Source organism: Streptomyces sp. NPDC006393 (assembly GCF_040628575.1).
Taxonomy (GTDB): Bacteria; Actinomycetota; Actinomycetes; order Streptomycetales; family Streptomycetaceae; genus Streptomyces.
Map to the genome: position 1 here is coordinate 79,250 of NZ_JBEXZD010000019.1, position 11,690 is coordinate 90,939.

Here is an 11,690-nt window from a genome sequence, read left to right on the forward strand (position 1 = left end):
TCCGGTGGCGGCGGGGACGGCCCGCGGCGAAGCCCGCTGACGGATACTGCGCCCCCGCCGCCCCTACCCGTCCCGTCTCCCTCGTCCTCGGCAACGGCAACGGCAACGGCAACGGCAACGGCCTCAACGTGAGGCACGGGGGAAGGCCACCGTGATGTCCAGGCCGCCCTCGGGGCCGGGCTCGGCCGTCAGGTCGGCGTCGTGCACGGCGGCGACGGCCGAGACGATGGACAGCCCGAGGCCGTGCCCCTGCGGGCTCCCGGTGCGGGACTCCAGACGGCGGAAGGGCTCGAACAGTGCGTCGATGCGGTCCGGCGGGATCTCCGGCCCGCTGTTGACCACGCGCAGGAACGGGCGCCCGCGCACCGTCCCGGTGGAGACGCGGACCCAGCCTCCCGGCAGGTTGTGGCGCCGGGCGTTGCCGACCAGATTGGCGGCCAGCCGCTCCACCAGACGGGGATCGCCCGAGGTGGCGGCCGGCGCGAGGCACACCTCGACGCGCGGCTCCTCGGGGCCGCCGTCGCCCAGGACGTTCCCGGCCGCCCGCACCAGGTCCACCGGCTCTCGGCGGTCCAGGCCGCGCTCGCTGCGGGCGAGCATCAGCAGGGCCTCGATGAGACGCTCCTGGTGCTCACCGGCGGCCAGGACCCGCTCGCACACACGGCGCAGCGATTCGGCGTCCGCCGCGGGGTCGGCCAGCGCGACCTCGATCATCGCGCGTTGCAGGGTGAGCGGGGTCCGCAGCTCGTGGGAGGCGTTGGCGGCGAAACGCTTCTGGGCGCCGAAGGCGGCACCGAGGCGGGACAACAGGTCGTCGATGGTGTCGCCCAGGTCCTTCAGCTCGTCGTCCGGGCCGGGGACGGCGAGGCGTTCGTGGAGGTTGCGTTCGGAGATCCGGCGGGCCTTGTCGGCCATGGTCCGCACGGGGCGCAGCGCGCGCCCGGCCATCAGCCAGCCCAGCGCCACCGACACCGCGGACATCAGGCCGAGGGCGATGGCCGACTGGGTGAGCAGCTGCCCCAGCATCGCCTGGCGCTGCTCCGCGGCCCGGTTGCCCATGAACCGCCGCACCACCTCGGGGTCGAGCCTCTGGAACAGGACGTTCGAGCCGATCCTGGAGGAGACGAACAGCTGCGGGGTGCCGCTGCCCGCGACGAGGACGTAGGTGATGATCAGCAGGGCCGCCCCGGAGACGAGGAACAGCGCGCCGTAGAGCAGGGTCAGCCGCAGTCGCACCGTCCAGCGGACGCGGACGCGGATACGGCGGATGCGCGCGACGGCGCGGCGAAGGCGGACGCGGATACGGCGCACGCGTATACGGCTGACGCGGACGCCGATGCGGCGGGGCGCCCGGCCCGACGGGTCAGATGCGATAACCGGCATGGGGCACCGTCTCGATCACCGGCGGGTCCCCCAGCTTGCGGCGCAGCCGGCTGATCGTGACCTTGACGGTGTTGGTGAAGGGGTCGGCGGCGTGGTCCCAGGCGCGCTCGAGGAGCTCCTCGGCCGAGACGACACCGCCGCGGGCGGCCATCAGCAGCTCCAGTACGGCGAACTCCTTCGGGGACAGGTCGAGCCGCCGGCCGCCGCGCCGCGCCGTGCGCTGTGTCGAGTCGAGCGTGAGGTCGCCGTGGGTGAGCACGGGCGGCAGGGCGGGCTGCGCGCGCCGGGCCAGCGCCCGCACCCGGGCGATCAGCTCCGCGAACGCGAACGGCTTGGTGAGGTAGTCGTCGGCACCGAGGCCGAGGCCGTCGACCCGGTCCTCGACGGTGGCCGAGGCGGTGAGCATCAGGACGCGGGCCCGGCCTCCGTGGTCGATCAGCGTCCGGCACACGTCGTCGCCGTGGAGCACGGGCAGGTCGCGGTCGAGGACGACGACGTCGTAGTCGTGGACCGTCGCCAGATCCACGGCCTCCTGCCCGTCGAAGGCGAGGTCGACGGCCATGCCGTCCTGCCGCAGCCCGGTGGCCACGGTCTCGGCCAGTTCCCGGTGGTCTTCGACGATCAGCACCCGCATATCGGACAAGGATGCAGGACGCGCGGTTACACGGAGATAACAGCGGACGTTCCCGTGGTGTAACCGCCGGGCCGGTAGCTCTGTGCGGCATGACCCAGACACATGAACGGAACACCGCACGGACTCGCGGACGGAGCATCGCGCGGACCGGCGGACGGAGCATCGCGCGCGGCGCCGCACGGGCCCTCCCGGTGGCGTCCCTGCTGCTGGCCGGGGCCCTGCTGACGGGCTGCTCGGGCTCCTCCTCGGACTCGGCGGACTCCGGCGGCAAGGCGAGCCCCTCCCCCACCAGCCCCCAGGACCGGGCACTGGCCTACGCCCAGTGCATGCGCGACAACGGTGTGGCGAACTTCCCGGACCCGTCCGACGGCGGGTCCATCAAGATCGGCCCGGGCGACGGCCTGGATCCGAACTCCAGTGAGTTCAAGAAGGCGCGGGAGGCCTGCCAGGACCTGTCGCCGCAGGGCCAGAACGCCGGCGGCGGCACCATCGACCCGGCCAAGGCGGCCGAGTGGGCGAAGTGCGTACGGGAGCACGGAGTGCCCGGCTTCCCCGATCCGGAGATCAACGGCGGCTCCATGCAGATCGACATGAGCGGCCTCGACCCCCAGAGCAGCACGTTCCAGAGCGCGATGCAGGCCTGCCAGGCCGAGCGCCCCGCCGGCGGCATCATGATCAAGGGCGGCGGTGGCGGCCGATGACCGTGCAGGACCACACCGACGCGGCCCCTGCCGTCCACCCCGACGGCGACGCCGCCGCCGGTCCCGCGCCGCGCCGGCGCCCGCGGCGGCTGCGCACCGCCCTGGCCGTGCTCGCCGCGGTGGCCGTCGCCGGCGCCGCGGGGGCGGCCGCCACCGGCGCCCTGGGAGGCGGCGGGGACGACCGGCCCTCGGCCGCGCCGTCCGGGCCGTCGAAGACCGCCGAGGTCGAGCGCACGACGCTGACCCGGACCGAGACCGTGGACGGCAGCCTCGGCTACGGCACCGCGACGGCCGTCCAGGCCCCCGGCGCCGCCTCGTCCCCCTCGGCCGGGGACACGCGGGACGGCACATCGTCGAAGAGCGGCGAGGGATCGGGCGCGGGCATCCTCACGGCGCTGCCCGGTGAGGGCGACACCATCCGCCGCGGCGAGGCCGTGTACCGCGTGGACGATCGGAAGGTGCCGCTGCTGTACGGCTCGACCCCCCTGTACCGCACGCTCGATGTGGGCAGCGAGGGCAAGGACGTGGCGATGCTGGAGAAGAACCTCGCGAAGCTCGGCTACACCGGCTTCACCGTGGACGACGCGTACACGGAAGGCACCGCCGAGGCCGTCAGGGCCTGGCAGGACGACCTCGGCCGCGAGCGGACCGGGACCGTCTCGCCGGGCGACGCCGTTCTCGCCCCGGGGGCGAGGCGCGTCGCCGAGGTCAAGGCCGCGATCGGCACCGTGCCCACGGGAGAGATCCTGAGCTGGACCGGCACCGAGCGGACCGTCGGCGTGGACCTCGACGTGCGGTACGAGGACCTCGTCGACGACGGCACCAAGGCCACCGTCCGGCTCCCCGACGGCACCTCGGTGGAGGCCACGGTCACCGACGTCGGCACCGCCGCCACCGCGGCACCCTCGCAGGGCGGCGCGGCCTCCGGCAGCGGCGGCTCCGGCAGCGCCCAGGACGCCACACTGCCCGTCCAGCTGTCCGTCGAGGACCAGCGGAAACTGGGCCGTTACCAGGCGGCTCCGGTGGATGTGATCCTGAGGGCGGAGACCCGCAGGAACGTTCTCGCGGTTCCGGTCGAGGCCCTGACCGCGCGGCGGGAGGGCGGCTATGCCGTGCAGGCCGTCCGCGGCGGCCGGGTGGAGTATCTCCCTGTGAAACCCGGCATGTTCGCCGACGGCATGGTCGAGATCTCCGGCACCGGCGTCACCGAAGGCCTGGTCGTGGGGGTCGCCCGGTGAATCCGCCCGTCATCGAGCTGACCGCGGTGTCCAAGAGCTACGGGGACGTGGCCGCCCTGGCCGGCGCCGGTCTGACCGTCCGCCGCGGCGAACTGCTCGCCGTCGTCGGCCCGTCCGGCTCCGGCAAGTCCACCTTGCTCAACATCATGGGCACCCTCAGCCGCCCGACCTCCGGCACCGTGCGCATCGACGGCCACGACATCGGCGAGCTGAGCGACCGGGAACTGTCCGCGCTGCGCGCCGAAACCATCGGTTTCGTCTTCCAGGCGTTCCACCTGGCCCCCGGTGTCCCCGCCCTGGACTCCGTCGCCGACGGCCTGCTCTACAGCGGCCGCCCGCTGCGCGAACGCCGCCGCCTGGCGGAGGCGGCGCTGCGCCGGGTGGGCCTCGGCCATCGGCTCCACAACGAGCCGCACCAGCTCTCCGGCGGTGAGAAGCAGCGCGTGGCCATCGCCCGCGCCGTGCTCGGCGACCCGCCGCTGCTGCTGGCCGACGAGCCGACCGGCGCGCTGGACTCCCGCTCCGGCGCCGTGGTGATGGAGCTGCTGCACGAACTGCACGCCGCCGGGACGACCGTCGTGGTCATCACCCACGACCGGGACATCGCGGCGTCCCTGCCTCGGGAGGTCCGCGTCAGGGACGGCCGCATCGAGCACGACTCGGGCGCGCCGGACCGTGTGCACGACGAGGTGGGCGTGTGAGTACCGCCGCACCGCCCCGCCCCGGCGCGCCCCGCCCCAGGCCGGCCCGGATGCGCCCGGCCGACGTGCTCCGGGTCGGCGGCTCCGGCCTGCGCTCCCGCCCGATGAGGGTGTTCCTGTCGGCGCTGGGCATCGCGATCGGCATCGCCGCGATGATCGGCGTGGTCGGCATCTCCACCTCCAGCCAGGAGCAGCTCAACCGCAAGCTGGCGGCGCTGGGCACCAACCTGCTCACCGTCTCCCCCGGCCAGACCTTCACCGGCGACCGGGCCCACCTTCCGGAGCAGGCCGTCGCGATGGTGGGCGACATCGCCTCGGTCGAGTCGGTCTCCGCGATCGGCAGGACCGACGCCAAGGTGTACCGCAACGATCACATTCCCGAGGTGGAGACCGGGGGCATCAGCGTCTACGCCGCCCGCGCCGACCTGCCGGAGAGCGTCGGCGCCGAGACCGTGGACGGCCGCTGGCTGAGCGCCGCCGACGCCCGCTACCCGGCCACCGTCCTCGGCGCCCGGGCGGCCGAGCAGCTCGGCGTGTACGAGGCCGGCGCCCGTGTGTGGCTCGGCGGGGAGTGGTTCACCGTCACCGGGATCCTCGCGCCCGACGAGCTCGCACCCGAGCTGGACTCCGCGGCGCTGGTGGGCTGGTCGGCGGCGAAGAGCGAGCTGGGCTTCGACGGGTATCCCACCACCATCTACGCCCGCGCCAACGACAAGGCCGTCACCGACGTCCAGTCCGTTCTCGGTGCCACCGCCAACCCGGAGAACCCCAACGAGGTCGAGGTCTCCCGCCCCTCCGACGCGCTGGCCGCCAAGCAGGCCACCGACGACACCCTCAGCGGGCTGCTCCTCGGCCTCGGCGCCGTCGCCCTGCTCGTCGGCGGCGTCGGCGTCGCCAACACCATGGTCATCTCCGTGCTGGAACGCCGTGCCGAGATCGGGCTCAGGCGCTCCCTCGGCGCCACCCGCGGCCAGATCCGCACCCAGTTCCTGTGCGAGTCGCTGCTGCTGTCCGCCCTCGGCGGGATCGGCGGGGTGGCCCTGGGCATCGGCGTCACCATCGGCTACGCCGCCTACCAGGGCTGGCCCTCGGTGGTGCCGGCCTGGGCGATGGCCGGCGGTGTCGCCGCGACCTTGGCCATCGGCGGTCTGGCCGGCTTCTACCCGGCCCTGCGCGCGGCCCGCCTGCCTCCCACGGAGGCCCTGGCAGCGGCGTAGCCGACCTCGCTCCTCGAACGCCGGGGGGTTGATCACGAGCCCGTCCGGCGTTCGAGGACGAGGCCGTTCGGGCCGAAGCGGCGGTCCGCGGACGGCAGTCCCCAGGAACATCCACCCCCCGCCCCGCGCTGTACCGGGTATGACCGAATACCGCACCGAGCACGACTCCATGGGCGAAGTCCAGGTCCCCGCGTTCGCCAAGTGGCGCGCCCAGACGCAGCGCGCCGTGGAGAACTTCCCCGTCTCCGGGCAGCGCCTCGAGCGCGCGCACATCGAGGCGCTCGCCCGTATCAAGGGCGCCGCCGCCAAGGTCAACGCGGAGCTCGGCGTGCTCGACAAGGACGTCGCCCGGGCGATCCAGGAGGCGGCGGAGGAGGTCGCCGAGGGCCGGTGGGACGAGCACTTCCCGGTCGACGTGTTCCAGACGGGCTCCGGCACCTCGTCGAACATGAACACCAACGAGGTCCTGGCCACCCTCGCCGGCGAGCGCCTCGGGCGCGACGTGCACCCCAACGACCACGTCAACGCCTCCCAGTCCTCCAACGACGTCTTCCCCTCCTCCATCCACATCGCCGCGACCGCCGCCGTCACCCGGGACCTGATCCCGGCCCTGGAGCACCTGGCCGCCGCCCTCGCCCGCAAGGCCGAGGAGTTCGCGGACGTGGTGAAGTCGGGGCGGACCCATCTGATGGACGCCACGCCCGTCACCCTGGGCCAGGAGTTCGGCGGGTACGCGGCCCAGATCCGGCACGGCGTCGAGCGGCTGAAGGCCTCGCTGCCGAGGCTCGCCGAGCTGCCGCTGGGCGGCACCGCCGTGGGCACCGGCATCAACACCCCGCCCGGTTTCTCCGCCGCCGTCATCGAGGAGGTGGCCCGCACCACCGGGCTGCCGCTCACCGAGGCCCGCGACCACTTCGAGGCGCAGGGCGCCCGGGACGGGATCGTGGAGACCAGCGGTCAGCTGCGGACCGTCGCGGTGAGCCTGACGAAGATCGCCAACGATCTGCGCTGGATGTCCTCCGGGCCGCGGACCGGGCTGGCCGAGATCAGCCTGCCGGACCTCCAGCCGGGTTCCTCGATCATGCCGGGCAAGGTGAACCCCGTCATTCCCGAGGCGGTGCTCATGGTCTGCGCCCAGGTGATCGGCAACGACGCCACCGTCGCCACCGCCGGCGCCGCCGGCAACTTCGAGCTCAACGTCATGCTGCCGGTCATCGCCAAGAACGTGCTGGAGTCGGTCCGGCTGCTCGCGAACGTCTCCCGGCTGCTGGCCGACCGGACCGTGGACGGGATCGTGGCCCACCGGGAGCGGGCGCGCGAGTACGCCGAGTCCTCGCCGTCCGTCGTCACCCCGCTGAACCGGTACATCGGGTACGAGGAGGCGGCGAAGGTCGCGAAGAGGGCGCTCGCGGAACAGAAGACGATCCGTCAGGCCGTGCTGGAGGGCGGGTACGTCGAGCGCGGCGACCTGACGGAGGAGCAGCTGGACGAGGCGCTGGACGTCCTGCGGATGACGCACCCGTGAGCAGTCCGCGCCCGGGCGTGAACCGTGACGCTCACCGCAGCGTCGTATGGCCATGACACCTAATATCTGCGCATGACGGACGACGGAGCGATGAGACGCGTGAAGAGCGGCGGTGCGACGGCCCACTGGGCGCCCGGGAGCCAGATCCTGTGGCGGTACCGGGCGAACGGCGGCACGGGCTTCCACATCGCGCGTCCCGTCACCGTCGTACGCGACGACGCCGAGGTGCTGGCCGTGTGGATGGCGCCGGGCACCGAGTGTGTCAAGCCCGTGCTCGCCGACGGCACGCCCGTGCATCTGGAACCGCTCGCGTCCCGCTACACCAAGCCGCGGACCGTGCAGCGCGACCGCTGGTTCGGCACGGGCGTGCTGAAGCTGGCCCGGCCCGGTGAACCGTGGTCGGTGTGGCTGTTCTGGGAGCCGGGCTGGCGGTTCAAGAACTGGTACGTCAACCTGGAGGAACCGCTGACCCGGTGGGCGGGCGGGGTGGACTCCGAGGATCACTTTCTGGACATCTCCGTGCACCCGGACCACACCTGGCACTGGCGGGACGAGGACGAGTTCGCACAGGCCCAGCGGGACGGGCTGGTGGACGCCGGTCTGGCCGAGCGGGTGCGGGCGGCCGGCCGGTCAGCGGTGGAGGTGATCCGCGCCTGGGGGCCGCCGTTCTCGGAGAACTGGCAGCACTGGCGCCCGGACCCGTCCTGGGCGGTACCGTCACTGCCGGAGGACTGGGACCGTACGCCCGCGCACGTGTCCTCATGAGACCCTTGATGCGCCCCCGGGCAGGAAACGTAGGATCGTCCTCCGCAAGGGCGCAGGGAGGCACGGGAGAGGGCAACTCCCGAAGCGGGCGCCGAGTCTGACCTAACGTCACCGAGGGGCGGCAGGACGTGAGCGAGGGGTACGAGCGCACCAGGGCCTGTCTGACGATTCGCGTCGGATCAGCCCGCGGCGTCTGGTGCCGTACATCGCAAGGCGGAGGGTCGCCCTCGTACTGGATGTACGTGGGCGTGCCCGACAACGCGGCGAGGTGCGGTGCCAGGCGTCGCGGGCCCGGCGGGAATCGTCAGACAGGCCCTCGGGCCCGTCCGGCGGGACACGCCGCTGACGCGGGCCCTGCCCGTGCGGGCCGCATGCGGTTCGCCGGTGGCACAGGAACAGCCTCTGACCACGCCGGAAATCCGTTCCTGGGGCACGTATTCCGGGTATCGGGTCTTCGGCGGGACGAACTGCGCGCCCGGCGCGCAGCCCCGGACGGACGGATTCGACACGCGTGACGGAGCAGCCGACCTCCTTCGAACGCCCCCAGCCGGGCGCCGACCCCGCGGACGCCCGCGGGGCACTCCTGCGTACCCCCGAACCCTCTCCGGCGTTACCGCCACAGCCGCGCCCCGCCGGCGCACCGCCCTGCCCGGCCGCGGCGCAGGGCGCGCAGGGCGAGCCGCCGCGCGGTACCGGGACGAACGCCCCGCGCGGCACCGAGGCGGCGCCTGAGACGGGGTACGAGCACGCACAGCCCGTGTCCGCCGAACCCGACGTGCCCCGGCCGCGCCCCGTGCCGGAGGGCATCCCCGCGCAGCCGGACGGCGCGGGCACCAGGACCACCGGGACCGCCGGGAGCGGGGGTACCAACGGGACCTCCGGCACCACGGGCGCCTCGGGCGCCGACGGCCGCACCGACGTGCCCGGGGCGCCGGGCGGGTCCGGCCGTCGGGAGCGGCGCGGCCCCGGCGGGCGGGAACGCCGCACCGGACAGGGCCTGCCGCCCGGCCGTCCGCTGCCGATGCGGCGGGACGGCGACCGGCTGCGGTTCGTGGGCGCGGCCACCCGGCGGATCGCCCGCGGCATGGACCTGGACGAGATCGTCATGGGCCTGTGCCGGGCGACCGTGCCGACGTTCTCCGACGCCATCCTCGTCTATCTGCGCGAGCCGCTGCCGGTGGGCGACGAACGGCCGGTGGGCCCGCTCGTGCTGCGGCTGCGCCGTACCGACCGGATACCGGCCGAGCGTGACCCGGAGGTCGGGTTCCTGCCCGCGCCCGCGCCCGAGCAGCCGGCCGAGCTGTCCGTGGTCACCAACGAGCTGTGCGAGGTGCGGGCAGGCAGCGCGCTCGGCGAGGTGCTGCGCGGCGTACGGCCGGTGTTCACGGACACGGACCCGGCGGGCGCCGCGCTGAGCGAACTGCTCGGCGAGGGCTCGGAACTGGCGGTGCCCGGCGGTCAGCGCACGATCCTCGCCCCGCTGCGCGGGCGGCGCCGCGTGATCGGCGCGGCGCTGTTCCTGCGCCGCCCGGAGCGCCCGGCCTTCGAGCCCGACGACCTGCTGGTGGCCGCCCAGCTCGCCACGCACAGCGCGCTCGGCATCGACAAGGCCGTGCTGTACGGCCGTGAGGCGTACATCGCGGACGAGTTGCAGCGCACCATGCTGCCCGAGACGCTGCCCCGCCCCACGGGTGTGCGGCTGGCCTCCCGCTATCTGCCCGCCGCCGAGACCGCGCGGGTGGGCGGCGACTGGTACGACGCGATCCCGCTGCCCGGCAGCCGGGTCGCCCTCGTCGTCGGCGATGTGATGGGTCACTCCATGACGTCGGCGGCGATCATGGGTCAGCTGCGCACCACCGCGCAGACCCTCGCGGGTCTGGACCTGCCGCCGCAGGAGGTGCTGCACCACCTGGACGAGCAGGCGCAGCGCCTGGGCACCGACCGCATGGCGACCTGCCTGTACGCCGTCTACGACCCCGTCTCGCACCGCATCACCATCGCCAACGCCGGCCACCCGCCGCCCGTGCTGCTGCACCTGGGCGGCCGGGCCGAGGTGCTGCGGGTGCCGCCGGGCGCTCCGATCGGCGTCGGCGGTGTCGACTTCGAGGCGGTGGAGCTGGACGCGCCGGCCGGCGGCACGCTGCTCCTCTACACCGACGGCCTGGTGGAGTCGCGGCTGAGGGACGTGTGGACCGGCATAGAGCAGCTGCGCGAGAAGCTCCAGGCGACGGCGGAGCTCACCGGCCCGGACCACCCGCCGCCCCTGGAAGCCCTGTGCGACGAGGTGCTGGACATGCTCGGCCCGGGCGACCGGGACGACGACATCGCGCTGCTCGCGGCCCGCTTCGACGGGATCGCGCCGAGCGACGTGGCGTACTGGTTCCTGGAGCCGGAGGACTCCGCCCCGGGCCGGGCCCGCCGCCTGGCCCGCCGGGCGCTGGACCGCTGGGGCCTGGAGGAGCTCAGCGACTCGGTGGAGCTGCTGGTCAGCGAGGTCGTCACCAACGCCGTGCGGTACGCCTCCCGGCCGGTGACGCTGCGTCTGCTGCGCACGGACGTGCTGCGCTGCGAGGTCGGCGACGACGTCCCGCAACTGCCCCGGCTGCGCCAGGCCCGCGCCACCGACGAGGGCGGCCGGGGCCTGTACCTGGTGAACAGGCTGGCCCGCCGCTGGGGCGCGACCCGGCTGAGCACCGGCAAGGTGGTCTGGTTCGAGCTGAACCGGACCTGAGTCCTGAGGGGCCGGCACACACCCCTGAACACGGCGAGGGCGCCCGGTGGAACCGGGCGCCCTCGCCGTGTCCTACGTGTCCTACGTGTCCTACTGTGCCGGCTGTCTGCCGTTCAGCTGCTGCTGGTCGTTCGGGTCGAGCGGGTTGTCGTTGATGCCGCCCGACGGCGACTGCGACGGGGACTGGCTGGGCGACTGGCTCGGCGTCCGCGACGGCGACTGGGACTGCGACGGCGACCGGCTCGGCGACTGGCTGGGAGTGCGCGACGGCGACTGGGAGGCCGGCGGCGAGCTGGACGCCGACTGCGAGGGCGACTGGCTCGGCGACTGGCTCACCGAGGGCGACGTCGACGGCTTCACGGCCGCGCCCTGTGTGGTGTCCAGGTCGAACTTGCTGACGTCGTCCATCACCCCGAAGGTGTACGCGGCCCAGATCTGCGCCGGGTAGCCACCACCGTTGATGCGGCCACTGCCCGGGATCAGTCCCGTGGCGCCCTTGAGCGACACATGGTTGTGGGTCTTGTCGTCCTCGCCGAACAGACCGACCGAGGTGACGAGGCCTGGCGTGTATCCGGTGAACCAGGCCGACTTGTTCTCGTCGGAGGTACCGGTCTTGCCCGCGACCTGCTGGCCGTCGCGCAGCGGATTGTTCCGCACCGACGTCCGCGCCGTACCGTCGTCGACCACGCCGGTGAGCACCGAGGTGACGGTGTCGGCGGCCTCGCGGCTGATCACCTGGTCGCCGATCGGGTCGTCGATCTTCGCCGTACGCGTCTTGTTCTCGGCGTGCGCGAC

Annotated in this window: 10 protein-coding genes; 7 read left to right on the forward strand and 3 right to left on the reverse strand. The window is 73.7% G+C overall.

Translation table 11 applies throughout. The features are described 5' to 3' along the window. Positions 1-123: 123 nt before the first annotated feature. The gene (locus ABZ484_RS11695; protein ID WP_358865718.1) at positions 124-1,311 is read right to left on the reverse strand and encodes a HAMP domain-containing sensor histidine kinase; all 1,188 of its coding nucleotides are present in this window, start codon (positions 1,309-1,311) and stop codon (positions 124-126) included. 52 nt (positions 1,312-1,363) lie between these two features. After that, positions 1,364-2,017 carry a response regulator transcription factor gene (locus ABZ484_RS11700; RefSeq protein ID WP_358865719.1) on the reverse strand — a complete coding sequence of 218 codons (654 nt, stop codon included), beginning with the start codon at positions 2,015-2,017 and terminating at the stop codon, positions 1,364-1,366. An 89-nt stretch (positions 2,018-2,106) separates the two neighbouring features. Between ABZ484_RS11700 and ABZ484_RS11705 the strand changes: the two genes are divergently transcribed. From ABZ484_RS11705 to ABZ484_RS11735, 7 genes are all read left to right on the forward strand, one after another. Continuing rightward, a complete protein-coding gene (locus ABZ484_RS11705; RefSeq protein WP_358865720.1) occupies positions 2,107-2,718 on the forward strand; it encodes a hypothetical protein in 612 nt (203 codons plus the stop codon). Next, positions 2,715-3,956 carry a peptidoglycan-binding domain-containing protein gene (locus ABZ484_RS11710; protein WP_358865721.1) on the forward strand — a complete coding sequence of 414 codons (1,242 nt, stop codon included), beginning with the start codon at positions 2,715-2,717 and terminating at the stop codon, positions 3,954-3,956. Before ABZ484_RS11705 ends, ABZ484_RS11710 begins: the two co-directional genes overlap by 4 nt. Next, positions 3,953-4,657 (forward strand): ABC transporter ATP-binding protein, encoded by a 705-nt coding sequence (locus ABZ484_RS11715; protein ID WP_358865722.1) that lies wholly within the window; start codon positions 3,953-3,955, stop codon positions 4,655-4,657. Before ABZ484_RS11710 ends, ABZ484_RS11715 begins: the two co-directional genes overlap by 4 nt. Next, positions 4,654-5,874 (forward strand): ABC transporter permease, encoded by a 1,221-nt coding sequence (locus ABZ484_RS11720; RefSeq protein ID WP_358865723.1) that lies wholly within the window; start codon positions 4,654-4,656, stop codon positions 5,872-5,874. Before ABZ484_RS11715 ends, ABZ484_RS11720 begins: the two co-directional genes overlap by 4 nt. A 139-nt stretch (positions 5,875-6,013) precedes the next feature. After that, entirely contained in the window at positions 6,014-7,399 is a 1,386-nt protein-coding gene (locus ABZ484_RS11725; RefSeq protein WP_358865724.1) for a class II fumarate hydratase, read from the forward strand. 72 nt (positions 7,400-7,471) lie between these two features. After that, on the forward strand, positions 7,472-8,164 hold the full coding sequence (locus ABZ484_RS11730; protein ID WP_358865725.1) for a DUF402 domain-containing protein: 693 nt from the start codon (positions 7,472-7,474) through the stop codon (positions 8,162-8,164). A 511-nt stretch (positions 8,165-8,675) separates the two neighbouring features. Next, a complete protein-coding gene (locus ABZ484_RS11735) occupies positions 8,676-10,895 on the forward strand; it encodes a SpoIIE family protein phosphatase (protein ID WP_358865726.1) in 2,220 nt (739 codons plus the stop codon). A gap of 90 nt (positions 10,896-10,985) precedes the next feature. On the opposite strand, the gene ABZ484_RS11740 is transcribed toward ABZ484_RS11735, so the two are convergent. After that, positions 10,986-11,690, reverse strand: a 705-nt coding sequence (locus ABZ484_RS11740) for a penicillin-binding transpeptidase domain-containing protein (RefSeq protein ID WP_358865727.1), incomplete at its 5' end; no start/stop codon positions are given.

What these genes read in the sequence shown, in the direction of transcription:
- ABZ484_RS11700 (WP_358865719.1), bottom strand. Translation starts at nt 2,017, where the DNA reads ATGCGGGTGCTGATCGTCGAAGACCACCGGGAACTGGCCGAGACCGTG.
- ABZ484_RS11705 (WP_358865720.1), top strand. Translation starts at nt 2,107, where the DNA reads ATGACCCAGACACATGAACGGAACACCGCACGGACTCGCGGACGGAGC.
- ABZ484_RS11710 (WP_358865721.1), top strand. Translation starts at nt 2,715, where the DNA reads ATGACCGTGCAGGACCACACCGACGCGGCCCCTGCCGTCCACCCCGAC.
- ABZ484_RS11725 (WP_358865724.1), top strand. Translation starts at nt 6,014, where the DNA reads ATGACCGAATACCGCACCGAGCACGACTCCATGGGCGAAGTCCAGGTC.
- ABZ484_RS11730 (WP_358865725.1), top strand. Translation starts at nt 7,472, where the DNA reads ATGACGGACGACGGAGCGATGAGACGCGTGAAGAGCGGCGGTGCGACG.